The 24,894-nt window shown below is 57.8% G+C and carries 19 protein-coding genes; 6 read left to right on the top strand and 13 right to left on the bottom strand.

Features of this window, described 5'->3' with window-relative positions:
- Window positions 1-18: 18 nt before the first annotated feature.
- Window positions 19-945: a LysR family transcriptional regulator gene (locus BK658_RS26910; protein WP_123584939.1), complete on the top strand. Its 927-nt coding sequence runs from the start codon at window positions 19-21 to the stop codon at window positions 943-945.
- On the opposite strand, the gene BK658_RS26905 is transcribed toward BK658_RS26910, so the two are convergent.
- The 5 genes from BK658_RS26905 to BK658_RS26885 are packed head-to-tail and all read right to left on the bottom strand — an operon-like array spanning window position 903 to window position 8,023.
- Window positions 903-1,868 carry a GNAT family N-acetyltransferase gene (locus tag BK658_RS26905; protein WP_123584938.1) on the bottom strand — a complete coding sequence of 322 codons (966 nt, stop codon included), beginning with the start codon at window positions 1,866-1,868 and terminating at the stop codon, window positions 903-905. The two genes, BK658_RS26910 and BK658_RS26905, sit on opposite strands and share 43 nt — an antisense overlap.
- Complete coding sequence (locus tag BK658_RS26900) at window positions 1,865-3,157, bottom strand: phenylacetate--CoA ligase family protein (RefSeq protein ID WP_123584937.1); 1,293 nt, start codon at window positions 3,155-3,157, stop codon at window positions 1,865-1,867. Before BK658_RS26900 ends, BK658_RS26905 begins: the two co-directional genes overlap by 4 nt.
- A gap of 34 nt (window positions 3,158-3,191) precedes the next feature.
- Complete coding sequence (locus BK658_RS26895) at window positions 3,192-5,624, bottom strand: acyl-CoA reductase (protein ID WP_123584936.1); 2,433 nt, start codon at window positions 5,622-5,624, stop codon at window positions 3,192-3,194.
- 1 nt (window position 5,625) lies between these two features.
- Window positions 5,626-6,753, bottom strand: a complete 1,128-nt coding sequence (locus BK658_RS26890; RefSeq protein ID WP_123584935.1) for a LuxE/PaaK family acyltransferase — start codon at window positions 6,751-6,753, stop codon at window positions 5,626-5,628.
- Window positions 6,754-6,775: 22 nt separating this feature from the next.
- Window positions 6,776-8,023, bottom strand: a complete 1,248-nt coding sequence (locus BK658_RS26885) for an MFS transporter (protein WP_123584934.1) — start codon at window positions 8,021-8,023, stop codon at window positions 6,776-6,778.
- Between the two features lie 596 nt (window positions 8,024-8,619).
- Between BK658_RS26885 and BK658_RS26880 the strand changes: the two genes are divergently transcribed.
- Complete coding sequence (locus BK658_RS26880) at window positions 8,620-8,808, top strand: hypothetical protein (RefSeq protein ID WP_019690573.1); 189 nt, start codon at window positions 8,620-8,622, stop codon at window positions 8,806-8,808.
- A 16-nt stretch (window positions 8,809-8,824) separates the two neighbouring features.
- On the opposite strand, the gene BK658_RS26875 is transcribed toward BK658_RS26880, so the two are convergent.
- Window positions 8,825-9,202: a fe2+ zn2+ uptake regulation protein gene (locus BK658_RS26875; protein WP_123584933.1), complete on the bottom strand. Its 378-nt coding sequence runs from the start codon at window positions 9,200-9,202 to the stop codon at window positions 8,825-8,827.
- A 313-nt stretch (window positions 9,203-9,515) separates the two neighbouring features.
- Here BK658_RS26875 and pvdQ point away from each other — a divergent pair, with 313 nt between their 5' ends.
- Window positions 9,516-11,861 (top strand): bifunctional acylase PvdQ, encoded by a 2,346-nt coding sequence (pvdQ, locus tag BK658_RS26870; RefSeq protein WP_123584932.1) that lies wholly within the window; start codon window positions 9,516-9,518, stop codon window positions 11,859-11,861.
- 83 nt (window positions 11,862-11,944) lie between these two features.
- Here the strand turns inward: pvdQ and BK658_RS26865 are convergent, their stop codons facing one another.
- Together BK658_RS26865 and BK658_RS30465 are read right to left on the bottom strand one after the other, a co-directional pair.
- The gene (locus BK658_RS26865; RefSeq protein ID WP_123584931.1) at window positions 11,945-12,946 is read right to left on the bottom strand and encodes a FecR family protein; all 1,002 of its coding nucleotides are present in this window, start codon (window positions 12,944-12,946) and stop codon (window positions 11,945-11,947) included.
- Between the two features lie 78 nt (window positions 12,947-13,024).
- Window positions 13,025-17,854 carry a dermonecrotic toxin domain-containing protein gene (locus tag BK658_RS30465; RefSeq protein WP_259740150.1) on the bottom strand — a complete coding sequence of 1,610 codons (4,830 nt, stop codon included), beginning with the start codon at window positions 17,852-17,854 and terminating at the stop codon, window positions 13,025-13,027.
- A gap of 252 nt (window positions 17,855-18,106) precedes the next feature.
- Here BK658_RS30465 and BK658_RS26855 point away from each other — a divergent pair, with 252 nt between their 5' ends.
- Entirely contained in the window at window positions 18,107-19,147 is a 1,041-nt protein-coding gene (locus tag BK658_RS26855) for an Ldh family oxidoreductase (RefSeq protein WP_123584930.1), read from the top strand.
- Window positions 19,148-19,347: 200 nt separating this feature from the next.
- Here the strand turns inward: BK658_RS26855 and BK658_RS26850 are convergent, their stop codons facing one another.
- Window positions 19,348-19,665 (bottom strand): ElaB/YgaM/YqjD family protein, encoded by a 318-nt coding sequence (locus BK658_RS26850; RefSeq protein ID WP_123584929.1) that lies wholly within the window; start codon window positions 19,663-19,665, stop codon window positions 19,348-19,350.
- A 165-nt stretch (window positions 19,666-19,830) separates the two neighbouring features.
- Here BK658_RS26850 and BK658_RS26845 point away from each other — a divergent pair, with 165 nt between their 5' ends.
- Window positions 19,831-20,082 carry a hypothetical protein gene (locus tag BK658_RS26845; protein ID WP_123584928.1) on the top strand — a complete coding sequence of 84 codons (252 nt, stop codon included), beginning with the start codon at window positions 19,831-19,833 and terminating at the stop codon, window positions 20,080-20,082.
- Here the strand turns inward: BK658_RS26845 and BK658_RS26840 are convergent.
- A complete protein-coding gene (locus BK658_RS26840) occupies window positions 20,057-20,995 on the bottom strand; it encodes a LysR family transcriptional regulator (RefSeq protein WP_123584927.1) in 939 nt (312 codons plus the stop codon). The genes BK658_RS26845 and BK658_RS26840 overlap by 26 nt on opposite strands.
- An 85-nt stretch (window positions 20,996-21,080) precedes the next feature.
- On the opposite strand from BK658_RS26840, the gene BK658_RS26835 reads away from it, so the two are divergent.
- Complete coding sequence (locus BK658_RS26835) at window positions 21,081-22,001, top strand: carbon-nitrogen hydrolase family protein (protein ID WP_123584926.1); 921 nt, start codon at window positions 21,081-21,083, stop codon at window positions 21,999-22,001.
- Here BK658_RS26835 and BK658_RS26830 read toward each other — a convergent pair.
- The 3 genes from BK658_RS26830 to BK658_RS26820 are packed head-to-tail and all read right to left on the bottom strand — an operon-like array spanning window position 21,994 to window position 24,596.
- On the bottom strand, window positions 21,994-22,539 hold the full coding sequence (locus BK658_RS26830; protein ID WP_123584925.1) for a GNAT family N-acetyltransferase: 546 nt from the start codon (window positions 22,537-22,539) through the stop codon (window positions 21,994-21,996). The genes BK658_RS26835 and BK658_RS26830 overlap by 8 nt on opposite strands.
- Before the next feature lie 54 nt (window positions 22,540-22,593).
- Window positions 22,594-23,067: an LEA/WHy family protein gene (locus BK658_RS26825; RefSeq protein ID WP_123584924.1), complete on the bottom strand. Its 474-nt coding sequence runs from the start codon at window positions 23,065-23,067 to the stop codon at window positions 22,594-22,596.
- Window positions 23,068-23,123: 56 nt separating this feature from the next.
- Window positions 23,124-24,596 carry a nucleobase:cation symporter-2 family protein gene (locus BK658_RS26820; RefSeq protein WP_123584923.1) on the bottom strand — a complete coding sequence of 491 codons (1,473 nt, stop codon included), beginning with the start codon at window positions 24,594-24,596 and terminating at the stop codon, window positions 23,124-23,126.
- Window positions 24,597-24,894 lie beyond the last annotated feature (298 nt).

The following is a 24,894-nucleotide window of genomic DNA, read 5'->3' as shown; positions in this document are numbered from 1 at the left end:
CGTGGGTAACCAAGAGCAATGGACCGTTTTAATGCCATGCGAGTATTCACTCGCATTGTCGAGCTGGAAGGATTTGCCAAGGCCGCGGACAGCCTGCAAATGCCCCGGGCTTCGGTGACTATCCTGATCAAGCAGCTTGAGGCGCATTTGGGCGTGCAACTCTTGCAGCGCACCACACGGCACGTCAGTCCAACCGCCGATGGCTCGGCGTATTACCAACGTTGCGTGCGATTGCTGGCTGATCTGGACGAGGCAGAGGCAGCGTTTTCCACCTCTCGGCAAAATCCACGCGGGCTTTTGCGCATCGACATGCCTGCCGGCATCGGGCGTTTGCTGGTGATCCCGGCCTTGCCGGAATTTACCCGGCGTTACCCGCTGATCGAGTTGGAAATCGGCTTGAACGATCGCCCGGTCGACCTGATTCGCGAGGGCGTCGATTGTGTGCTGCGCGGTGGCTCGTCTCTGGATGATTCGCTGGTAGCGCGATCGCTGGCGATGCTCGATCAGGTCACCTGCGCCAGCCCCGACTACTTGCAACGCCAGGGCACGCCGCACGGCCTGGAAGACCTGGCGGGGCATCAGATGGTCGAGTATTTCTCCAGCACCACTGGCAGGCGTTTCGGCCTGGAATTTGAAATAGACGGGCACGTGCACCCGGTGAACCTGCCCAAACAGGTGGCGGTCAACAGCGCCGATGGTTATCTGGCCTCTTGTGAAGCGGGTTATGGTCTGGTCCAGACGCCGTACTATCACGTTGCACGGCAGCTGCGCGAGGGAACGTTGTGCGAGGTGTTAGAGCATCTGCCGCCGCCAGGGTTACCCCTGACGGCGCTCTATCCTCCGCACCGCCAGTTGTCTCTGCGAGTGCGGGTGTTTGTCGACTGGCTGGTGCAACTCTGCGCTCAGCCGGGTAACGGGCTGCTACGTACCGATTCAGGTAACTGACGGTGAGGCGACTCTGGCTGCCGGTGGAGTAAGGTGTCATGCAGTTGCTGCATGTGCGGACAGTAGAAACTCACGGGCCGCGGTTTTGCACCGCGATGAAACAATGCATACCAGCCAGATGCTGCGGGCGCAGGCATCAACCCGGTAAATACGAAATCGATGGCGCAGAGTCGACGCATGTTCTGTGGAGAATGCTGCGACAGATCAAGCTTGATCGAGATCATCCAGTGCGCGGGTAGCTGCTGGAGCTGCAACAGCACGCTCTTGTCCAACTGATAAAGCACGACTTCCACTCGCTCATGGTGCTGGCTGATCTGCATTGGAAAAGTGCGTTGTGATGGCGAGTCGTTTCGGGTGCCGAATGAAGCAGACAGTTGCCTCATGAAGGTTGCACAGGCCGCCGGCCATTCCAGTTGCGGTAACGGACGTGCATGCCCTTTGACCATTTGATAGCCAATGACAACGCTTTCCTCATGGGACTCACCAAAGGGCGAGGGAACATAGTCGGGAAGCAGCCCGATGTTTTTGAAACCGAGTTTTTGCGCCATCTGCTGAGTGTAGAGATGATGAGTGACCTGCTTGATCGAGACGCTCTTGAGGCTGAGTCGGCTCGCACGTCGCAGCAGTTCGCGACCCAGCCGGGTGGCGATGTTTTTGCCCCGGGCTTGCGGGTGTACAAGGCACAAGGCGAATTCCGCGTGATCCCGGCAGTGTGCATCCCTGCACAATGCCGCGTGGCCAACAATGCGGTCATCGATCAAAGCCAGTATTGAGTGCCATTGATTGTCGGCGTTGTGTTGGCCAATCATCGACGGCAAATAGACATCAGGCTGTACATAATTTTCCCCATACACCTGGCGAAACAATGCACTGACAGCGCTAGAGTCCGCTTGCCTGAAACGTCGAAATCTAATTGTACTCATGGAGCAGGCTCCCGCTGAGGGGCGCTATACACGCGCAGGTCAACGATCCTGCGCTGCTTTCCCGAGCGTGGATGCAGCAGCAATGCACCGGCCGTGCAGGGGCTGAAGACACATTCAAGCTGACCACTGCCGATCATTTGGCTGATGTCCGGGTACTGACCCAACAGTGCTGCGTGAATGGCCGGGATTGAAGCGTTTATTGACGTCGAGTCGTGCGCGGGCACCCACCTCAGGGTCATTCGATCCTTGACCCCGACACTTTCGATCACCAACTGCCATTGCCAGCAACCGGCCAGGCGCTGAAGGATTTCGGCGATCTCCTCCTGGAACAACGAGATGACACCGATGCGAATACGAATGCTCTGTTCGCTACGTCCCAGCAAGGCGAATTTGCGTTGCCGAGTGCCGCTCGGTTCGCGCCAACACGCGCGATCACCGACTGGATAACGCAGCAGTGGCATCAACATTCGGGTCAGGTTGGTGATGATCAATTGGCCTGGGCGATGACATTCCTCGATGGCCTCGTGGGTGTGTTCATCGACAATTTCCACCACCGTCTGTTCATCAAACACCCGGTGTTCACCCATCTCACAATCCCGGGTGCTGGCGCCCACGAGTCCTGCGTCGACACAGGCATAGCCAATGGACGCGACGCGTGCATTGGGAAAGACCTGAGCCAGCATCGGCAATTGTGCGGCAAACAGACTTTCGCCACCGTAGAGCACGGTGGTTATCTGTGGCAGGACGCAGTGTCGCTCGGCCAGACCGGCGGCGAATCGCAGAAGTTGTGCGGGTACGCCAGCGAGGACATTGATCTGGTGTTCGGCAATGGCCGCTGCAAGCGTTGCGGAGTCGACTTCGCCGGCAAACGGGAACTCGCAGATGGAAGGCGTCACATGGGCCAATGATTCATGGATAAACAGAAAACTGGCATAAAGGTCGCCGGCAAAAAACAGGTTGGCAACCCGGTCGCCGTCGCACAGTTGTCCCGAGAGGGCGTTCCCGAAGTGAGTCACCATGTTCTGCCATTCATCACGGGTGTACGCCACCAGTTTTTCCTGGCCGGTTGAACCACCGGTTTTGTAAATCAGGGCGTTTTCGGTTTTACCGGTCAGTACCGGCCAGGTGTTTAAATTGTTGCTGCCATTCCAATAGTCTGAAGCGACGGTGAGTGGTAGATCTTCGACAGTGCAATGATGTTCTGGCAGATGATTGAAGTGTGTTTTGTAATAGTGAGAATGTTTTCGTGAGTGCAGCAGCAACTCTTCGAATGAATAGTCAGTGTTCATGAATTTAGGCTCTTGATAGTTTGAAAATAGGCGTTCAGTTGTGATGCTTGTTCGCTGAAAAGTCAGTTCTCAAGTCAATAATCAGGGGCACTTTGCCGCTGTGCTTGTTGCGTTCGAAGCGCAAGGGTGAATACCTCTGAACATCAAGTTCCAGCAGGTGGCTATTCACCGCTGTTGCAATAGCGGGGATTTCCAGCACGCGTTGGCGCAGAATCTGCGGATCGTGTTCCGCGCGTACCACCAAACGTTCGGTTCCGTTCGGGTCGTGATCAAGGACAAGCTGCAGTTGAGTGGCGGCCTTTTCTTCCAGGTCGCTGATCGAGACGAAATGCGTAGCGATCCGCAGCAGTCGACCGTGCCTTCCTTGCAGTTCAAATCGAGGCGTATCCAGGCCACAAGGGCAGGTTCCCGGCACCCAACGACCAGTGTCCCCGACCTCGTAACGGTTGATCGTCTGACCTTCGCGTGCCCGCGAGGTAAAGAGCAAACGACCGACTTCGTCGGGTTCGACAGGAGCGTCGTGCTCAAGGTTGACGATTTCCAGCCACTGGATGTCGCTCATCAGGTGAAAAACGCCATCTGCGCTCGCCCGGCACGCATGACCGAGAGGGCCGGCGTCGACAGAACCGTAGAGGGCGGAACGAACCGTCGAGACCCCACAACGCTCCATCAGCTGTCGGCTTGCATCGCCAGAATGTTCGCCGCCCATGAAGACTTTATTGACCCCACCGTAGGCCTTGAGGCGATCCTGCTCGCTGAAAAACAGACGCTGCAACGTGCTGGGCATGCCAATCAAAGTGTTGATGCGTTGGTCCACAATCAGTTGGGCTATTTCACTGAAGTCGTTGTCGTGGGGGCCGCCCATGGGGAAGTGCGTGACCCCCATCTGCTCGAGGATCCTGGAGAAACTGAACAGCCCGCCATAGAGGCTGCCACCGTAGAACAGATTCATCACTCGATCCTGACCTGGGGCCAGCCCCATGGCGAACATGCCGTCTGCCGCCGCGCGCATCTGCCGGTTAAAGTCTCGATAGCTGTAGCCAGCCAAGGCGGGAGCGCCGCTAGTACCACCTGAACGGAAAAACAGTTGAGCATCGGACGACCCTGATTGCGCGATGAAATCCGCCTTGCTCATCACTGCGCAAGCGTTCAGTTGCGCCGGGGCGCCAGGGGGCTGGTCCAGTGTCGCGCGGTTGCTCGACAACTGCGGCGGCAAGGTTGCCGAGGTCCTGCGGGTCAAGCGTGACAGGGCAAAAACACCGTCATGGGGTTCGCCTGCGTAGCCGTCATGAATCAGCTCGGGCGGTGCGATTCGGTTGACGCCGGCGCTCAGCAGTTGCCTGACCAGACCCGGCGTTTGCCCGGGTGTGCTGATCAGTGCACAACTTTGCAGATGCGTCCGCCACGGCAGCAGTGACTCGGCGATCAATGCGTTTGGCATCGGCCGTAACAACAGCGTTCGAAACAATGGGGAAGGCGCGAGTTGGAGATGGTGCTCCCAAATAATGCGCCATCCATCACCGGACCAGACGCGGCCCGTCTGATCGGCAAAACTCTGATCGAGTTGCGCGAAAGCAATCCGGGTGGTGATCTCCGAAGCTTCCTGAGGCGTGGGGGGCAACGCTGGCCAGTGGCTGGCGCGGCGTTCGAACGCATCAGCGAGTTGTCCGCCGACAGCGTGCAGGGTTTGCGGATCATCACTGTCCACCAGCAGCCACTGCGGGCTGGAGCACGCTTGTTGGTCGAGTCGACAAACCTCATCGACCAGAGCATCCAGCGCTGAGGGAGACACGGCTTCAGGCGACAGGTAGGCAAAACTGATCTTGTGTCCCCAGTCGATCCAGCGACAACCGCTCGGGACCAGCCGGCGAATGGCATTGAGTGCTGCGTCGCCACCCCATGCGCTGACGCCATCGGCATGAGCGCATAGAAGATCAAGGCGATCGGTATCGACAGGCAGCACAGCGACGCAGTTGGCCAGTAATCCGCTGGCGTCGCATTCGAGGAACGCCGCCAGTAATTGCGCACTCAGGCTGTTGTCACTGGAACTTGGGCGCAGCCAGTTGATGTTGCCTACCAGCAGGCTTTCAAGCACTGCGCAGAAGCCCAGCAATGGCGCGTTGGCAGGCGTGATATGCACCACGAGTCCTAACGGGTGCCAGCTTTCGTACTGCGGTTGATCGTAGGCAATACGCCGTAATGAACGCGGCTGCACGCCCAATTCACGCTCCAGTTTTGCATTCAAGGCGCTCCGTTGGCAGAACGCGAGCAGTTCCAGACGTTGCCCCTCATCGAGTTCAAGGGTGTGTTGATGGGTCTGCAGTTTCTGTGTGAAATGGTCCGCGCATTCAAGAACCCTTTCGCTGGTCGGTGGTTGCTCCAGTTGTTGCGCCAATCCTGGCAGCAGCGTGTCGAGGGCCGCTTCGGGTGTGAGTGTGCCGTGCAGTTGGCCGTTGATCAGGTACATATCAAGCTCCCCCAATCAGTTCGGATGCGGCCATCGCGCAACTACGACTGGCACTGGTTCCGGCGCGACCATGCAGCTCAAACCAGTCGGTGACCAGGCCACAACCACAGGCGGCACCGGGGTGCAGCGTTGCCAGGTCACTCATGACCACGGCGTGCGCCGGGCTCGATGAAATATAAGGCGATACGAAGTGCAACAGGCCACGCTTGCCATAGGGCTGGACGGTGAAGTCGCTTGGGTTTCGGACAAACACCTTTGAGTAAACCGGTGCATGAAAGTGATGGTTGGCGCATTCGATATACGGCACGGCATGCTCGACAGCGCCGTACCCGTCTCGACAACGACGGGTATCTATCCTCAATTGCTGCGCAATCCGGGAATAAAGTTGCTGTCTGGGGACTTCCTCGCTCGCCCGGGTTTTCCAGCCACCGCCAAGGAATGCCAGCGAATCGGGATGCAGCTCAAGGTCGGGTGCTCCAAGGTCTTGCATGCGTTGCAAGGCCTGCCAAAGAAATGCAGGAAAGCCAAAGATGCGCACCGGTAAACCTTCAATTGCAAACTGGCGCAGGGCTTCGATCACACCGAATACATCGAACTCGTGGCCGCTGCCTGTGGACCGTAGCGCATAGACCACCCGGTTGGCCGGCGCGTATTGGCACAGGAACTGGTCGGTATAGGACGTTCCCAGGCTGATGGCGCCTACAGGCTCATAACTCAGCAACAGATAGTTGCACGGGGTGTGGCTGATCCAGTCGTAATGTTCGAAGATCCGAGTCACCATGTTCTGCGCCGCGGTGATGCTTCGCACGTCATAGCGCATGCGGCTTTTCTGGCCGCTGGTGCCCGAGGAAGTCAACTCCAGGGCGTCCTGCCCGGTGGGGCTCAGCAGCAGGCGTTGCTTGAAGTAGTTGGCGTACAGGGGAGGGAGGCGCGACCAGTCGTCCAGGTTATCCAGCGCGCTGGCACTCAGGCCGTTAGCCTCCAGCCAATGCTCATAACCGGGTGTGTGATGGCAGTGAAAGAGGCTGGTTTCACGCATCGAGTTGTCGAACAACCCTGGCGGGACGGCGTCCAGACAATACGGCCGTGACAATGCACATAAGGCATCGGTGTGGGGTAGATGAATCATCAAAAATCCTTTTTTGATTGAGTTATAGAGAGTGCACGGACGCAGGCGCGGCCGGCAGCAGTACCCAACGCAATGGCACCAGTGCCAGAAGCCCGGCGATACCGACTGTCAGGGCGAAGTACCCTGGATCTTCGCCAGCACCCAGCGTTGCGATCAGCGAGCCTGCGCCGGCCATGAGTGCGATGGAGATCATCCCCAACATGGCCGAGACCAATCCTTTGTTGTCGTCACTGGTAAACAGCGCCGCGCGGTACAGCGCGGCATTGCTCATCCCCAGGCCAATGCTGTAAAGCATCAGGCCACCGACGAGAACCGGGATCGAAAGGGCAAACCGGCTGGCAATGATGAGCGCCACAAGGCCCGCGCAGAATGGCCAGAGCGCCCATTGAATCAAGCCTTCCAGATGGGTCCTGGAAATAATCAGGTTCAGTATCAGATTGCCGATGATGACGGCGGCGAAGACCGGGATCTGCCACAGGCCGTACTCAAGAACGGATAACCCTTGCCCCTGAATCAACAGCAATGGGGACAGGCCGATCCAAGCGATCAGGGGCAAACTCATCAGCCCGAGCGCAGTACTGGCGCAAATAAATCTAAGGTTCCTGAGAAGGGCAATATATCGATGAGCTATCGCACGCAGCTTGAATGGCGTGGGGTTTAGCCGGTTACCGTCGTGACGTAGTGCGCCTATGGTTTCCGGCATCACCCAATAGATCGCCAACCACACCACGATGCCAAGGACGCCGAACATGAGAAACAGCTCACGCCAGGAAATCCATTTCAGCATCAGGCTACCGAGCAGGGGGCCAAGGAGCGGAGAGAGCAGGGCAACATTACCCAGCAAGGCCATGATCCGGACGGCGTCGGCTTCACAGAATACCTCCTGCAGCGCGGGGTAACTGACGGCAATGACAAACCCCAAGCCCATCCCCTGAAGCAGGCGCAGCAGGTTGAATGCAAAAATACTCTGCACCCAGAGGGTCATGACGCAGGTCATGGCAAAGACTGCACAACCAATCAAGAGTACTTTTCGGCGTCCAAAACAATCCGCGAGCGGGCCAATCAGCCATTGCAGAAGAACACCCCCCAGCAAGTAAAGATTGAAGGCCGATGGAATATGCCGAGTACTGGCATTCAAGTCATCGGTTACTGTCAACATGGCAGGCATTATCATGTCGCTGGCCAAGTAGGTCAGTAACTCAAAAGCTGTAATCGCCAGGCAAAAGCCTAGCGCTCGAAAGGGTCCGATTTTTATAATGGGCTTGAGCATAAAATTCCAGGGTGTAGTGCTGATTTATATAAAAGTACCGCGGCATGAGTGAGAGTAGTCTGGAATAGTAATAAGCCAAGCCAAATTATTGTTTTGAGGGCGGTAATAGTTGTCGCGTTATTTCTGGTGGGTATATTGAGTCATTATGCCGATGCCTGTTTTTGATATTGTCTTACAGACCAAAGTGCAGTGCCCTTGTACGAAAAAGCCCGCGGGGTGGCGGGCTTATGTCGTGGTGTTCTCAATAGTTGTCAACTATCGAGAGCAGGGGAGCACTTAATAAGGAGAGCGCCCCGCTTGATTCAGGTCAACGGCGGTAGTAGCCATCATGGTGATAGCGGTGGTCGCCATGCCAGCCACCTCCGCATGGGAAACATACACAACCGCTCATGGTCAGGATAATCAGCAGGGGAATCAGCATTGTGATTCGACGGAACATTTCTCAATCCTCATCGTTTGAACCGCATGCAGCCAAAATGCTTCATGGGCTGTAACATGAGACCCCGCTTGCAGTTGCTCATCCCCGAAGATGCGTATGAGCTTGGCATGCATCACGATACAAACCGGATACATATCTTCAGGTTCAGGAACCCGCAATGACCCAGTCGCAACGTTTGAAATATTCGATTCTGATCTCCCTTGTCGTGCTGGGGATCATGCTTGGTCTGTCGTACATGCAGAACGCCGGAATGATCAGCGAGAAGCTGTTCCAGTACATCGCTATTGGCGTTGCGGTGATCGTCGTAGTGATCAATGGTGTGATGCGTCGCAAGGTCAAACCTTAGGCGACGCGGTAACGCATCATCGGTTGCCGTAGAGCACGGCTGCGGCTTGCGGGTGCAGGCTGTAGCTCTTGTCTTCGTTCAAGACAATCACGCCTTCGCTGCACAGTCGCTTCAACACTTCACGAACGCTGAGAAAGGACAGGGGAATACCCAGGTCCAGCAAGTGGCTGTGCACGCCGCGCACCCCCTGCGGACGATCGTTTTCGGCGGCGGTCAGTAGCGCGTCGATCACTTTCAGGCGAATCAGGCTGGTTCGCAGGCCGAAGCTTTTGAGCAACTGCCTGATGCGCTCGTTGTTGTGGCGTTCAGCGGTTTTGGTGAACGCGCGAGCGTCCAGGTTCAGCGAACCGTTTGCCGCAGGGTTGCCATCCGTTGGCAGTTGCGAGTTGTACATGCAAAAACTCCTTTTCAGAGCCTGATCAGTAAAAAAGTGATGGGTGCTCTCATTGATTAATGACGAATGAGCTGCGTAAATCATGAGGGCTCGTATGTAGAAAATTTGTCGGAACCACGTCAGTGCAAGGTGAGATGCGCTGTTTTGTCGGGGTCTGAACCATTAAATTTTTTTCATGTTGACTCGTTACTCTGGCAAGGCACATTCCCGTCAGCCGCAGGGATGGTCTTTCCCAGGCCGGGTCGGGTGTTCCTGCATCGTCATCATACTTTGCGTCTGTCCTGGCCTTTGTTTATTGCGATCAGGAGTCAGCGTGATTATTTTCAGGCAGTTTCCCAGGGTGTGCCTTGCGGGTGTGTTTCTGGGGCTGAGCCTTTCGGCCCACGCGCGGGTTCAGGCGGATGAGACGACGGCCGAGATTCGCCGTACCAGCTTCGGCGTGCCACATATTCGTGCCCAGGACGAACGAGGGCTCGGGTACGGAATCGGCTATGCCTACGCGCAGGACAACCTGTGCCTGCTGGCCAACGAAATTGTCACGGTCAACGGTGAGCGTTCACGCTATTTCGGACCTGCGCAGTTCACGCTTGAAGAGCGCGAGAACCGGGTCAGTGACCTGTTTTTCAACTGGCTGAATACACCACAGGCGGTGTTCGGTTTCTGGCAAGCGCAGCCCCCGCATGTGCGTCAGCTGATCGAAGGCTACGTGGCCGGGTACAACCGCTGGCTGGCTGAGCGCACACCTCAGGGTTTGCCTGAGCAGTGCCGGGCTGACTGGGTGCGGCCGATCACCGCGCTGGATCTGGTCAAGCTGACCCGACGGCTGTTGGTCGAGGGCGGAGTTGGGCTGTTTGCCGAAGCCTTGGCCGGAGCCTCTCCACCCAAAGCCGTCACCCGGATGTCGGGTGCTCCGCAGGCGTTCGAAGTCGCTGCCGCGCGACTCCAGCGTTTCGCCCTCGACCGAGGCAGCAATGCGGTTGCCATTGGACGCGAGCGTTCGTTCAATGGGCGCGGAATGTTGCTGGCCAACCCGCATTTCCCCTGGGTCGGCGGTATGCGGTTTTACCAGATGCACCTGACCATCCCGGGCAAGCTTGATGTGATGGGTGCTGCATTGCCGGGCTTGCCGATGATCAATATCGGATTCAACCAGCATCTGGCCTGGACCCATACCGTCGATACGTCAAAGCACTTCACGTTGTATCGCCTGCAACTTGATCCGAAGGACCCGACCCGGTACATGCTCGACGGCAAGTCCAGGCCATTGAGCAAGCAAACGATAACGGCCAGGGTCAAACAGGCCGATGGTCAGATCACAACGATTTCACATGGGGTGTACAGCTCGGTATTTGGTCCGGTGGTCCAATGGCCCGGCAAGCTGGACTGGGATCATCAGTTCGCCTACAGCTTGCGCGATGCCAACCTGGACAATGATCGCGTGCTACAGCAGTGGTACTCGATGAACCAGGCCCGCAGCCTCAAGGATCTACAAGCGTCGGTGCACAAGATTCAAGGCATTCCGTGGGTCAATACGCTGGCGGTGGATGATCAGGGGCAGGCGCTGTACATGAACCTGTCCGTGGTGCCGAACGTCAACGCTGAAAAACTGGAAAAATGCAGCGATCCGCGGGCCGGTCTGGCGATGATCGTGCTCGACGGTTCCAACAGTGCTTGCGCCTGGGATATCGATAGCAAGGCGGCGCAAAAGGGTATTTTTGCGGCAGACAAGTTGCCGCAATTGTTGCGCAGCGACTTCGTGCAGCACTCTAACGATTCGGCCTGGATGGTCAACCCGGCACAGCCACTCGCCGGGTATTCGCCCTTGATCAGTCAGGCCGGGCAACCGCTGGGCCAACGTACACGCTTTGCACTGGATTACCTCGGCACATTGGCCAAAACCGGTCCGGTGACGACGCTGGATTTGCAACGAATGGTCATGGACGATCAGGTGTATCAGGCCGGTCAGATCATGCCGGACCTGCTGCAGTTTTGCGCTACTGACCTGGGTGCGAATACGAGCGCATTGTCAGGGTTGTGCGCCAGTCTCAAGGCCTGGGACCGCAGTGCCAATCTGGACAGTGGCGTGGGGTTTTTGCATTTCCAGAATCTGATGGAGCATTTGGCACAAGTACCCAACGTCTGGCGCGTCGGGTTCGATCCGAAAGACCCACAGCACACTCCGCGAGGGTTGAACATCGAGCAGCCTGAAGTGGCGCAGGCAGTGAGTCAGGCAATGCTGGCATCGGTTGAGCAGATAGACAAAACAGGGCACACGGCACAGAGCCGCTGGGGTGATATCCAGAGGGTCAGCAGTGGCGGGCGGCAGATACCGATTCACGGTGGCCCGGCGAGCCTTGGGGTCTACAACGCCATACAGAGCGTACCGACCGAGGACGGTCATCGCGAAGTGGTCAGTGGCACCAGTTACCTGCAAGTGGTGACATTCGACGACAAGGGACCGCACGCACAAGGGCTACTGGCGTTTTCCATCTCCAGCGATCCGGCATCGGAGCATTCCCGGGACCAGACTGAAGCGTTTTCGAAGAAGCAATGGAGTGTCTTGCCATTCACCGAACAGCAGATCACCTCTGATCCGCAATACCAAGTGCGGACGATCCGTGAGACGCGCGATCAGCAAGGGAATATGGCTACGCCGTAGGAGCTGCCGCAGGCTGCGATCTTTTTGGGGGGTAGCCAACACTTGACTGACAGGCATTAGGCCGCGCCCCCAGGTTGCGGCCTTCAGCGTTTTAGCGGTTGTTGCAGCAGGGAATTGATCACCGGATTGCCATCGGTGTTTTGGCTCAGGTACACGGGCAGTACCTGGGGCAGAGAGAGCACCAGCGTTTTCAGCTCGCTGATGTTGTAAATGCCGCCAACGCGAAGCATGCCGGTGGCCGTGTCCGCGAGCATTACCGGATTGCTCAGGTACCGATTGATCAATGGCAGTGCTTCGTTCAGCGAGAGATTGTCCAGCACCAGCTTGCCCTCTCGCCAGGCCAGTGAGGCATCGTTGGCGTCGGCCTGACTGATCCGGGGTTGATAGTCCCCGCCTTTGTAGCGCGCCTGCATGCCGGGCTCGAGCCGTAAACCGTCACCGCGAAGGGTATCGTTGCTGGTGACCAGCACCGAGCCTTCCACCAGGGTCACGCGCACCTGATCCTGATATTTCCAGACGTTGAACTGCGTACCGGTGACGCGGATCTGGCCCTCAGCTGCCTTGACCACGAACGGGTGCTGACGGTCATGGCTGACACGGAAAAAGGCTTCGCCTTTTTTCAGTGTGACCCGGCGTTGATCCTTGTAGTTGCTGTACGTCAGCACCGTACCCAGATTCAGCTCGACCTGGCTGCCATCGCTCAGGGTCACATGACGCAGCGCTCCCTCGGCCTCGAAACGCTCGTAGGCGTTCGGCAGCCAACCCAGTTCCCATCCCGTGTAGGCGGCAAGGGGCAATGCAAATGCGCTGATTGCGGCGGCCATGCCCCAGGCACGCCAACTCGAACGGAACTTGGGCGGTGATACCGGGGCAAGGTTTTCGGTGCGCGGCAAATGCTCAGAGACATCCCAGATTTCCAGCATCGCCTCGTATTCGAAGGCATGCAGCGGATGGGCATCACGCCACTGCTCGAATGCCTGACGTTCGGCCGCGGTGCAGTCGGTGGCGTGCAGACGCATGCACCAATGCGCCGCGGCGTCTGTGACGGCGTCGTATTCTGCTTCCGAGAGGGTATCTTCGCTCATTGACTCATCCTGATTTCCCGCATTCTAACCTTCGCGGTGAGCTGGCGAGAACCACCCTTTACGTTTGATTCACGGGCATCAGTTTTCGGCCAAAGGCACCGGGTCGAGTTGACGTCCCATTTCACAGACCAGACGTGCGACAGAATCGGCATTGCGAAGGATAGTGTCGATCCGCCGATCCGCTGAAGCCCGATCGCGAAATACTCTGCGGGCTTCGTTCAGACTGTTGGTGCCGGTGATGGTCTTGATCTCATCACTCAGTTTTTTCGCGGCAGGAATGTCATCGAGGTCATGCCAGGTTTTCTGCGCGCTGTTCCAGTAGGCGAACAATTCATCGACGGGGGTTTGCATCGACAATGCTTCGCTCTGAAATTGCTCCTGATCCTGTTTCAACTGGCTGGCTTGAGTGGTGATCGTCGAGATCAGGTCGCTGAAGGGTCTTCTCGCTTCCAGGTACGCGATATCCAGCGTATTTGAAAACAGGTGCGAGAACTCATGGATAAGCGTTGCCGCCTGCGCATGGGCAACGACATCAAAGGGCTCTGTCAGCACATGGTTGTAGTGGTTTAGATTTTGATCGAAGAACCTTTCTGTAAAGTGCACTTTCTGTTGCTGATCATCGTCGAGTACAAAGGCAATCAAGCCGTCCTCGGGATAACGGTTTGAACCGACGACAAATCGCTTGCTGTCGAGCCTGTCCAGTGTCGGATCTACCAGTGCCTTGCACAGCGGAACGATGGTTGCCTTGATTTTATCCAGAATGGCTCTATCGATCGTCGGCACATCAAAGAACGCTTTGAGAAAACCATCCAGTCGTGTTCCAGATGTGGCCACTTTCAATTGAGCCAGATTATGCAGGCTGTTAAATGCGTAGAACCGTGCCAGATCCAGCGACTGGACAATCATCCGGGCCCTTTCCGGGTAGAGCTGACGGATGGCCTCCATGCCGTGAGCCTCTATGTTGATGTGTTTTCGAGCACTGAAGTAGGACTGGTACCGGTTGTACATTTGAGACATGGCTTTCCCGAAATGAACGGTGTGCACATCCGGATCCAGCACCCACTGCGTGCCGCTGTTCTGCAGATAAGGGCCTTGTCGTTGATCGTCGACGACTCGTGGTGCCACACCGAACTTTTCGACCCGATAAACCTTTCCGTCGACCGGGGCGTATTTGTGCCTGGTTATTGAATCACGGTAAGTGCCGTCAGCCGCCTTGGCCTCCAGCTTTTTCAACTCGATGCCGGTGGCTTCAAAGGGTTGCAGTGAAGTGCGAGAAGGAGAGGTGAGGTCGACCTTGGCAAGGTCGGTGGCAACGAAAGGCTTTTCGACGACAGGTCCGCTGTGCACAACCGGCTCGCCAGTCGAAGCGCCAGGTTGATGCAACAACTTGCCCAGTGTCGCCATTTGCGACACGCCGTTGATAAAGGTCTTGAGCGCAGTCTTCCAATGATGGTCCTGCAGGGCTTCGGCCGACTGTTTGAATGACGTGTAGCTATCCCAGAGAATGCGCGGGATCGCCAGTTTGCCTGGCAGAAACTCTATGCCATACCTGAAGCCTTTGCTAAACAGCGCCTTGAGCGCCTCCCAGTCGGATTGCCCGGAAGATTGCGATTGACTGTCGAGCATGTGTGACAGCAGCGTTTTGTTATCGATGAACAGTTGATGCAACAGATTTCCATCGATAGGGCTGGACGCCAGTCGAATGTCAGTATCGCGGCTGCCTGCCAGCAAATTTTTGTAGGTGGCCTTTTGCGGATCCGGCAGGCGCCTGATCAGTAGATCCTGCAATGCCCCCGGAAGGTTGATTGCGCTCAGCACGCTGGCTTCATTTTCATACTCGGTGATCCCCAGATGCCTGTCGTATGGCGCGTACAGAATTTGTGGTCCCGCAGCGCGCTCTCCTATCAGGTAGAGCCCTAGTGTTTTGACGGCCGCAGCGCCTTCGGTCGCGATCAGCTCCAGAGGGCGAACGATTGCATTGGCGCCCGTTACCGCTGCGCGTGCCAGGGCATCCGGCATGTCCAGAACTTGCTGAACCAACCCGAAGCCGCGTTCGGAGAGTTTTCCCTGAAGCTTCAGCGTGTGGGCATGCAACAGCAGTTGCCAGGGCAGTTGCTTGATGAATCGGAGCTGTCGGGTCGCGACAGCTGGCGCGTCGATCGCCAATGTGTCCGAAAGAAATTGACGATAGGCGGTCTTGATGTCCAGCTGCAGCAAAAGCCTTTTGACTGCGCTGGCATCAAGGGCTGTCGGGAGCGTCTGAGCGATTTTCGAGGCAATGCTGAACCCGGTGTTTTGCAATGTATTGGTATGGTTCAGCGCAAAATCGGTCAATGTTCGCACAGGACCGGCCAACGCCAGATTGGGCGTCACCAGCAGTTGATCCGGATCGAGACCTGCTCCCGGAAATTGCGTGGTCATCAGCGTTTTCAGCTGTTCGCGGGCATAGTCAGTCAGCGGCTTAAAGCCATACAGGTAGTCTTTGCCGCTCTCTATGCTGTGGCGCAATTGCTCCAGTATTTCTACATGTTGCAGCACTTCATGCTCGGGCGCCGCCCCTAGCCAGACGGGGAGTGACTGTTGCGTGACGATCCCCTCGGCAATCTGCGTCGCACGCTGAAGGTTGAGTTGGGTGGGGGTCTGTTTGTGTTGCTCAAAATCAGCCCGTACCACCGAGCTGGGCAATTCAAGTGAATGGGTATGCCTTCGGGCGTCCAGATACTGTTTGATGGCTGACTGTTGACACTCCTGAAGCATATTTCTTTCAATCAATCGAAAAGGCCCAAGCGTGTAGGTTCGGTGTGGGCGATATTGCGTGCGAGGGATATTTTCCAGGAGCAACATTCGTTGTTCGTCATCCAGGAGGCGCCTGCCCAGCTCGACCTTGACACTGGTGACGGAGCTGAAGGTTTCGAGCCCGCGCCCGGGCGTCCACAGGATCGCCCGACCGGAGTGTGCCGGGTCAAGCCCGCCACGCTCGGTCAGCAAAAAGCAGTTGGCCAGCGGCATCAGATCCGGCTCGTTCGAGCACTCAAGCGTCAACGACCAGGCATCTGGCCGAAACCCGTGCAGCGCTTGCCTTTGCTTTCGGGTCGGTTTGTCGGGGTTGAGCACGGTATCGATGATGGCCTTTTCGTCCGCACGGAGCGTCTTGGTGCTCACACGAAGTGCGGCCTCACCGCGGATTCCCACCGACATTGCATGGGCGAGATCGGTCTTGATGGTCTCCAGAAAAGTGCCTTGTTGTTCAACACTTCCCGAAGGTTGAGCGGCTGTTTTCACCTCAAGGGAGGATTGAACGCTGTGTAGTGTTTTTAGCGACAGGGCGGCCTTGTCAGCCAATACGATCGAAAGGCGATTGTCGCCAGAAATCAGCGGGCGCGTGCTCCAGCGCTCCGTGGTCGCCGCCTCCAGCAACTGAGTGTCGAGCATGTCACGCACATCCAGTGCCTGGTCGAACAAGGCCTGGACATCAATGGCACCATCGCTGTGTCGGCAAGTGTCCAGTGCATCCGTGATGCTGAGTTGTTGCTTGGCGATGATGTCGTCGACCATGTCATGAAAGACCGGACCGAGTATCGGCACTCCCGATACCTCAGGCTTGTCGAAGCCCAGAAACACATCACGCTGTTGCGGTGTCAGCAAGCTGTACAGCTCGTCCTCGTGTCCGGCTGACCTGACCATGGTTTGTATGATCGCTTTAAGGTCTGCGTAATCTTTCAGGACCTGCAAGCCATTGGACTGGGTATACAGATAAGCCGTGGAGTCGCTGTTCAGCATCATGGCGCCAGCAAGTTCGACGAAGTGCTCGCGGTGTTCCCAGATGCGGATTTTTTCCGGTTTCAGGTCGCTGGCAGCATGGCTGCGTGCAGCGCTTTCATGGTCGAGGAGTCCGGTTAGTGCCAGGCTTTGCTCAGGGCTGATGATTGCGCTCTGGCGCTTGAACAACAGATCCATTCGAGCCTTGTCAGCCATGGCTTGAGCAAAAAAGTCCCGGCGAGAAACGCCTGTACGAACGTCCGTTGTCCAATAGACCTGCAACAGACTTGCCAGCATGGGCGTCAGGCTTGCTGCTAGCTCCTTTGTGGCCCGCTCCCACTGATACTGGTGTACCGGGTTAACGGGAGAGGAGGGTTGTAGAGGATTGGTGAACTCGCGAACCTGTCCCGAAGGCCATGTCTGATGCAGGTAAAAATTCAGTAGTGCATCACTCAGGGCCATGGAGTCCACCTGGTGTCGAGCGGTGGTAGTGTTCGTCGCTCCAGCGGCCCGGCTTTCTACGAAAAAGCTGACATGGGTGGCGCTTTGATCGAGCCTGGGAAAGGGCTTGCGCAGCGCGTTGTTGAGCAATTGATTGAGCATGGCCGTCAGTGTCGGTATTGCACTCAGCTCCTGGAGCATGAGTTCGACATTTTTGCGATGACACTGTTTGAGAATACGGGTCTGATCTTCGAATACCAGACCGTCGATCATTTCGCTAGTCAGCGTGAATGCATCGTTGATACCTAGCGCGTCGCGTCTGGAGATGGGGAGAAAGCGCAACAGGTCCTTGCGCTCTGCAGCATTTTTCAGTTTGTCGTCCAGCGCCTTCAACAATGCTTGTCGGTCATCGAACTTTTGCAGCCCGCCATAGGGTGTGTAGAGGATGGCCTGTGTGCCGTTGGGCACCGGATGCATCATGAAGCTGCCCGCAAGGGGCTCGGCGTCTGAACCAGCAGCCTTCAGCATGATGTTCTCGGCGGTCATCGGCGATGTTTGCGCCGAACGAAGCGCGTGGGTCGCCAGTTCAACGGTACGCAGCCAGGACAGGTCCGCGAGTGTGAAACCCATGGCCCTGATGCGTGGGCTCAATATTCTGGTGTCGCGTAATGCTTCAGGAAAAAAAAGCGGTAACGAATCGTCAGTCATTGTTTTTGCCTCAGCTGAAGCGACGGTTCTACGTCGCAGGAAGAAAGCGCAAGGCTAGAGTCGTGGCAGCATCAAACGGTGGTAAATAGTTAGGGCACGCGCGGCGCCTGCATCGTTGATGATCTGGCCTGTGGCAGGTCTTGGCAGCGTTGAACGACGAAGGTTGACAGAGGGCTCGCAAAACGGTGTTTAATCAGCTCGTAAGGTCCCCGTACGCTGTTGCCCCCTCCAATAAAAAACCTGGAGCTTCAGATGTCTGTGCCACACGATCATGCCGTCAATGCAGTCTCGCAACACTTGTCGTACGAAGAGTTGGTTGGCCTACTGGAATCGATATTTCTGAGGCATGGCACAAGCCCCGAGGTTGCCCGGGTGCTGGCGCAAAACTGTGCGGGCGCCGAACGCGATGGTGCCCACAGCCATGGAGTGTTCCGGATGCCTGGCTATGTCTCGACGCTGAACAGCGGTTGGGTCAATGGCAAGGCCGTTCCGGTGGTCGAGGATGTGGCCTCGGGTTTTGTCCGGGTGGATGCCGGCAACGGCTTCGCCCAACCGGCATTGGCCGCAGGCCGCGAACTGTTGGTGGCGAAAGCCCGCAGCGCCGGCATCGCGGTCATGGCGATCCGCAATTCCCATCATTTCGCTGCACTTTGGCCAGACGTCGAACCCTTTGCCTATGAAGGCCTGGTGGCGCTGAGCGTGGTCAACAGCATGACCTGCGTGGTGCCGCACGGTGCTGATCGCCCGCTGTTTGGCACCAACCCGATTGCTTTCGCTGCACCCCGTGCGGGGGCAGACCCGATCGTGTTTGACCTGGCCACCAGCGCCATCGCCCATGGCGACGTGCAGATCGCTGCGCGCAAGGGCGAGCGTCTGCCACCCGGCATGGGTGTCGACAGCCTGGGCCAGCCAACGCAGGACCCGAAAGCCATCCTGGAGGGCGGCGCATTGCTGCCGTTCGGCGGGCACAAGGGGTCGGCGTTGTCGATGATGGTCGAACTGCTGGCGGCGGCGTTGACGGGCGGTAATTTTTCGTTCGAGTTCGACTGGTCGAATCATCCAGGGGCGAAAACCCCGTGGACCGGCCAGTTACTGATTGTGATCGACCCGAGCAAAGCCGCCGGGCAGAACTTCGCCGAACGCAGTCAGGAACTGGTCAGACAGATGCACGGAGTCGGGCTGCGGCGCCTGCCGGGTGACCGCCGTCACCGCGAGCGGGCCAAGTCACAGACCGAAGGCATCGCGCTCGATGCGCAGACCCTGGCGCAATTGCACGAACTGGCGGGTAATTGAGGTGAAAAAGGCGAGCTATGACGTAATGCCAATTTAGTTAAGCGACTCAAACTCAGAAACAGCAAAGAACAAATGTGGGAGCGAGCTTGCTCGCGATAGCGGTGTGTCAGCTGACATCAATACCGACTGGACGGACGCCATCGCGAGCAAGCTCGCTCCCACACTGGACCTGCTTCGCTCCATGGATCGCCTTCATTGTTTCAGCGACGCCCCAGCAGCAACCCCACCACCAGACCGAAACCGGCCGAGATCGCAACGGTTTGCCAAGGGTGGCCGCCGATGTAGGTTTCGGTCGCGTCGATCACCGGCTGGGTCCGCTCACGCACGCTGGAGACGGAATCGCGTGCCTGCCGCAGTTTCAGCGCGATTTGTTCGCGCAGGTTCTCAGCTTCCTCACCGACCAGTGAGGCACTGCTTTTGAGCAGCTTCTCCGATTCTTCGATCAGCGCTTGAAGCTCGCTGAAGACTTGATCCTTGATTTGCTCGTCGTTTGCGTGCACCGGGGTTTTTCGGGCCATCAGGTGACTCCTTGCTGGTTTTGGGGCAATGATCAATGGAGTGTAGGCGCGGCGGAAAAGTTGCAGGCTTTTTGCCCTGAAACTCAACGCCAATGGAAAATCTGCCTCCGGAGATTTCCACCTTCAGTGTAAGATGTTGCCTATTTTATGCAGCAGGTAACTCCCATGAGCTTCAATCTGGCCGACAAGCCCCTTGCCGAGCGCGCTGCGCTTGAAGATGAAAAGTCCCGTCTGTTCGATCTCTGGCAGAGCAACCTGGGTAAATCCAAAGGCGAAGCGGCACGCTTGTTCGGCGAGCGCTCCAAGCGTAAAGGCAAATGGGCGGAGTGGGTGCGCTCCGAACTGGACGCCATGTCACCGCCGGAATACGCGAATATGGTCCGCAGCGAAGTCAATCGCTTGATGACCGCCAAGTAGGCGCTTGTAAAAAGCTCGCTACGATCGCTTCACGCACTTTCAGCAACAGCGGATCCAGCTGGCTGTTGGTCCGCCAGCCCAGTTCAATCGGATAGCGCGGCAGTGCCAGCGGGCAGGGCAGCACTGTCAGCCCGCTGAGTGCGGCGATGCTCTGCGCCGCATGGGCGGGGATCGTCGCCACGGCCTGGCTGCCCTTGAGCAGGAACGGCAACGCAGCGAAATGCGTAGTTGATGCGCACACCCTCCGACTCAGCCCTAGCCCCGCCAACCCCTCATCGGTAATGCCGATAAACCCTCCAGACGACACCAGAATGTGCTCGCGAGCGACAAACTCGTCGAGGCCTATTTCCTGTTGTCCGTCGGCCAGGCTTTCGGGGTCGACTAGGCACTGATAGCCGCCTTCACCCAGTACCTGACGGCTGAGCAAACGTTCGGCAAAACCGCCGGCGGTGATCGCCAGGTCAACGCTGCGCTCCATCAAGGCCTGAGCCACGATCTGGCTGTGGGTCTGGCGAAAGATCAGGCGCAGCTTTGGCGCGCACTGGGCGATTTCCTCGATCAATCGCCGACCGTAGGCAATCTCGAAATCATCCGACAGCCCCACAATCACTGAACGACCTTCGTACTGGTTGGCGGTCGGATCGACCATTGCCAGGCTTTGTCGGCATTTGTTCAGCGCATCGCTGATCACCGGTTTCAATTGATTGGCGCGCAATGTCGGCGCCAGGCCGCGACCGGTGCGCACGAACAGTTGATCGGCGTAGACGTCGCGCAGCCGGCGCAATGCCGCACTGACCGCCGATTGCGTGACGCCCAGGCGCAGTGCGGCGCGGCTGGCGCTGGATTCGTCGTGCAGCGCTTCGAAGACTTTGAGCAAGTTGAGGTCGATCTCGGCGATATTCATTTGGCTCATATCTTTCAGCAGTGAGCGGGGCTTTATTCATGATCGGCGGTGGCCGGAGAATGAGCAATACCTCACAGCTCAGGGAGTTACCGCGATGCCAAAATCCATTGTTGCTGCACTGCAAATCGGTTCGTTGCCAGGTGGCAAGGGCGAGACCCTGGAACAGATACTGTCTTATGAACAGGCGATCATCGAGTCCGGCGCCGGGCTGGTGGTCATGCCCGAGGCATTGCTCGGCGGTTACCCCAAAGGCGAAGGCTTCGGCACGCAGTTGGGTTACCGATTGCCGGAAGGTCGTGAGGCGTTTGCGCGCTATTTCGCCAATGCCATCGATGTGCCGGGCGCTGAAACCGAAGCCTTGGCGGGATTGTCTGCGCGTACCGGTGCGAATCTGGTGCTGGGGGTGATCGAACGTTCAGGCAGCACCTTGTACTGCACCGTGTTGTACTTCGAGCCACAAGCCGGGTTGGTGGCCAAGCACCGCAAATTGATGCCCACCGGCACCGAGCGGTTGATCTGGGGCAAGGGCGACGGCTCCACGCTGCCCGTGGTCGACAGCCAGGTCGGGCGCATTGGCGCGGCCGTGTGCTGGGAAAACATGATGCCGCTGCTGCGCACGGCGATGTACGCCAAGGGCGTGGAAGTCTGGTGCGCGCCGACGGTCGACGAGCGCGAAATGTGGCAAGTCAGCATGCGCCACATCGCCCATGAAGGACGTTGCTTCGTGGTCAGCGCCTGCCAGGTTCAGCAATCACCCCAAGCCTTGGGTCTTAAGATTGCCAACTGGCCGGCCGAGCGCCCGTTGATTTCCGGCGGCAGTGTGATCATCGGCCCGATGGGCGACGTTCTGGCCGGGCCATTGTTGGGCGGCGCAGGTTTGCTGACCGCCGAGATCGACACCGACGAACTGGTGCGTGCGCGCTACGACTACGACGTGGTCGGGCACTACGCGCGCCCGGACGTGTTCGAGCTGACCGTGGATGAACGGGCCAAACCCGGTGTGCGGTTTATCTGAGACGCCGCCACTCTTCGCGGGTGATTTCCCAGAGCTCCCTGGGAAAGCGCCCACCGACAAAATCGCCATCATCGCAGTGAATCAAACGCATCCCGGTGCGCTCCGACAGTCGCCGCGAAGCCAGATTGGGCGCGGCCTTGGGCACCCGCATCAGCGAACGGTCGAGGGTCTCGAACCAGTATTGAGTGACTGCAGCGCTGGCTTCGGCCATCAACCCTTGACCTTGCCACTGCGGACTGAGCCAGAAGCCACGGTTGTTGTCCGGCTCGTTCATCAGGCTGACATTACCGATCAACTGCTCGGGCGCTGATTTCAAGCGAATCGACCAATGCCATTCTTCGCCACGGGCAATCGCCGGCAGGGCGATGTCGCGCAGGTAAGTCAGCGCGCCATCTGCCGGATAGGGCCACGGGACCAGGGCATTCAGGTAGCGCACCACTTCCCAGTGCGGGAAGTGCTGTTGAATTGCTTCGGCATCGGCCAGTTCCAGTGGCCGCAGGATCAAGCGTTCGGTGTACAGCGTGGGGGATCTTTCCATGGTTGAATCCACTTCCCTGTTTGTCAGCAATACGCACTGTGTTCTGCGGCTGATTTACCAGATGCCGGCTGTCGAGCCCGGCAGGTTGAGTGTGCCTTTGTCGACAAAACGGATGGTGCCAAACACGCCGCCAGACAGTTTGCCGCGTAATACATAAGGCAGGTTGTTGAGGGATTGTGTCTGGCTCAGGCCAAGGGTTTGGCGCAGCATGGAGAACGCCGAAATACTCACGGGTACGCTGATGATCGCTTCCGAGTAACGCGGGATCGATCCTGTTTGATCGCTCACGCCAGTGGCGAGGGGTTGGCCGTTGACCTCCAGGCTCAGGGCCACGCCGTTGTAGTTGATGGGAGTTTCGTTGGGGTTTTGCAGGCGCAGTTTCACCGCAAAGCGCACTTCCAGGTCCTGGTTTTGCAACGGTTCGATGCCGACCACGTTGATGTTCAGCGGATCACGATTGGGGAACAGGGCGCAGGCGCTCAGACTGAGCAACAGCAGGGAAAGGCTTAAAGCGAGGAATCTGCGCATGAACGAGCTCTCGAAAATAAGGGTCGAACCGCAGGCGGCTCGACCCTCGAGCAGCGTTAGCGGTTCACCTGTGCGACCACGACCGGCTTGAGTGGTTCGCCGTGAGGTGTGACATCCGGGTTCTCCATGACCGTGAGGATCGAGGCTTCCGGATCGAAATCGTCTTCTTCCAGCTCAATGAATTCTTCGGGCAGAAAGATATTCAGCACGATAGCGCACAATGCGCCGACGGTGATCGGCGACTCGAAGATGTTGTGCAGCGCCTTGGGCAATTCGTGCAGCACTTCCGGTACGGCCGCAACACCCAGTCCCATGCCTAGCGAAATGGCGACGATCAGCATGTTGCGCCGATGCAGTCCGGCCTCGGCGAGGATCTTGATCCCGGCCACCGCCACCGTGCCGAACATCACCAGCTCAGCGCCGCCCAGCACCGGTTTGGGCATCAGTTGCAACACGGCGCCAATCATCGGGAACAGCCCGAGCACTACCAGCAGCCCGGCAATAAAGAACGCGACATAACGACTGGCCACGCCGGTGAGCTGGATCACCCCGTTGTTTTGCGCGAAGGTCACCATTGGCATGCTATTGAAGACCGCCGCCATTGCCGAGTTGAGGCCGTCGGCAAGCAAGCCGGACTTGATCCGCCGAATGTAGATCGGGCCCTTGACCGGTTGCTGGGAAATCATCGAGTTGGCGGTCAGGTCGCCCGCCGCTTCCAGCGGCGAGACCAGGAAAATCACCGCCACCGGAACGAACGCCACCCAATCGAAGTTGAAACCGTACTTGAACGGCACCGGCACGCTCATCAGCGGCACAGCAGTCATGTTGGCGAAATCGACAGCGCCCATCAGCCACGCGACGACGTAACCGAGGGTCAGGCCAATGACAATGGCGCCCAGACGCAAGAACGGTACATCGACCCGATTGAGAACGACGATGGTGCCCAGCACCAATGCGGCCAGAGCCAGGTGGCTTGCGGCGCCCAGGTCCGCAGCGCCAAAGCCGCCGGCGATGTCGGTCATGGCGACCTTGACCAGCGACAAACCCATCAAGGTGATGATGGTGCCGGTCACTACCGGGGTGATCAACATCCGTAACTTGCCAATGAACTGGCTCAGCACCACTTCGATAAACGCGGCAAAGAAGCACACACCGAAAATCGTCGATAGGATTTCATCGGTGCCACCACCACGCGCCTTGACCATGAAGCCGGCGCTGAGAATCACGCTGATAAACGAGAAGCTGGTGCCTTGCAGGCACAGCAGGCCGGAACCGATTGGCCCGAAGCGCCGAGCCTGAACGAAAGTGCCCAGGCCCGAGACGAACAGCGCCATGCTGATCAGATACGGGATTTCGCTTTGCAGGCCCAGAGCGCTGCCCATGATCAGGGTCGGTGTGATGATCCCGACAAAGCTCGCCAATACGTGTTGAAGTGCGGCGAAGACCGTCGCGGTGAAGTGCGGGCGGTCGTAGAGACCGTAGATCAGGTCGGAACGAAGCGCAGTTTTCGAGTGGTCAGATGAGGTCACGGGAAGGGGGCCAAAAAGGCCAGGTCAGAAAAGGGAGGCGCAGGATGCCAGCCGCGGGCATCAAGGGCAACGCACGGCTGTTCAAAACGGACGGGGCTGGAACGACAAACCCGCCAGCCTTGTGAAAAGGTGGCGGGTTTTGTGTTATTTGCAGACCCGCAGGAGAACCTGTGGCGAGGGGGCTTGCCCCCGTTGGGGCGCGAAGCGACCCTAAAACCGGTGTCCGCGGTGTATCTGGAAGTTTCTGTTGGCCGGGGTGACGACTGCTGCGCAGCCGAACGGGGGCAAGCCCCCTCGC

This window comes from Pseudomonas brassicacearum (genome assembly GCF_003732175.1).
Taxonomy (GTDB): domain Bacteria; phylum Pseudomonadota; class Gammaproteobacteria; order Pseudomonadales; family Pseudomonadaceae; genus Aquipseudomonas; species Aquipseudomonas brassicacearum_G.
Note: the sequence above shows the minus strand (reverse complement) of the source record. Positions and strands in the feature narration are given on the sequence as shown.

Excerpts from the sequence above, each read along its gene's own strand:
- BK658_RS26910 (WP_123584939.1), top strand. The coding sequence starts at position 19 with ATGGACCGTTTTAATGCCATGCGAGTATTCACTCGCATTGTCGAGCTG.
- BK658_RS26905 (WP_123584938.1), bottom strand. The coding sequence starts at position 1,868 with ATGAGTACAATTAGATTTCGACGTTTCAGGCAAGCGGACTCTAGCGCT.
- BK658_RS26900 (WP_123584937.1), bottom strand. The coding sequence starts at position 3,157 with ATGAACACTGACTATTCATTCGAAGAGTTGCTGCTGCACTCACGAAAA.
- BK658_RS26895 (WP_123584936.1), bottom strand. The coding sequence starts at position 5,624 with ATGTACCTGATCAACGGCCAACTGCACGGCACACTCACACCCGAAGCG.
- BK658_RS26890 (WP_123584935.1), bottom strand. The coding sequence starts at position 6,753 with ATGATTCATCTACCCCACACCGATGCCTTATGTGCATTGTCACGGCCG.
- BK658_RS26885 (WP_123584934.1), bottom strand. The coding sequence starts at position 8,023 with ATGCTCAAGCCCATTATAAAAATCGGACCCTTTCGAGCGCTAGGCTTT.
- BK658_RS26880 (WP_019690573.1), top strand. The coding sequence starts at position 8,620 with ATGACCCAGTCGCAACGTTTGAAATATTCGATTCTGATCTCCCTTGTC.
- BK658_RS26875 (WP_123584933.1), bottom strand. The coding sequence starts at position 9,202 with ATGTACAACTCGCAACTGCCAACGGATGGCAACCCTGCGGCAAACGGT.
- BK658_RS26865 (WP_123584931.1), bottom strand. The coding sequence starts at position 12,946 with ATGAGCGAAGATACCCTCTCGGAAGCAGAATACGACGCCGTCACAGAC.
- BK658_RS30465 (WP_259740150.1), bottom strand. The coding sequence starts at position 17,854 with ATGACTGACGATTCGTTACCGCTTTTTTTTCCTGAAGCATTACGCGAC.
- BK658_RS26855 (WP_123584930.1), top strand. The coding sequence starts at position 18,107 with ATGTCTGTGCCACACGATCATGCCGTCAATGCAGTCTCGCAACACTTG.
- BK658_RS26850 (WP_123584929.1), bottom strand. The coding sequence starts at position 19,665 with ATGGCCCGAAAAACCCCGGTGCACGCAAACGACGAGCAAATCAAGGAT.
- BK658_RS26845 (WP_123584928.1), top strand. The coding sequence starts at position 19,831 with ATGAGCTTCAATCTGGCCGACAAGCCCCTTGCCGAGCGCGCTGCGCTT.
- BK658_RS26840 (WP_123584927.1), bottom strand. The coding sequence starts at position 20,995 with ATGAGCCAAATGAATATCGCCGAGATCGACCTCAACTTGCTCAAAGTC.
- BK658_RS26835 (WP_123584926.1), top strand. The coding sequence starts at position 21,081 with ATGCCAAAATCCATTGTTGCTGCACTGCAAATCGGTTCGTTGCCAGGT.
- BK658_RS26830 (WP_123584925.1), bottom strand. The coding sequence starts at position 22,539 with ATGGAAAGATCCCCCACGCTGTACACCGAACGCTTGATCCTGCGGCCA.
- BK658_RS26825 (WP_123584924.1), bottom strand. The coding sequence starts at position 23,067 with ATGCGCAGATTCCTCGCTTTAAGCCTTTCCCTGCTGTTGCTCAGTCTG.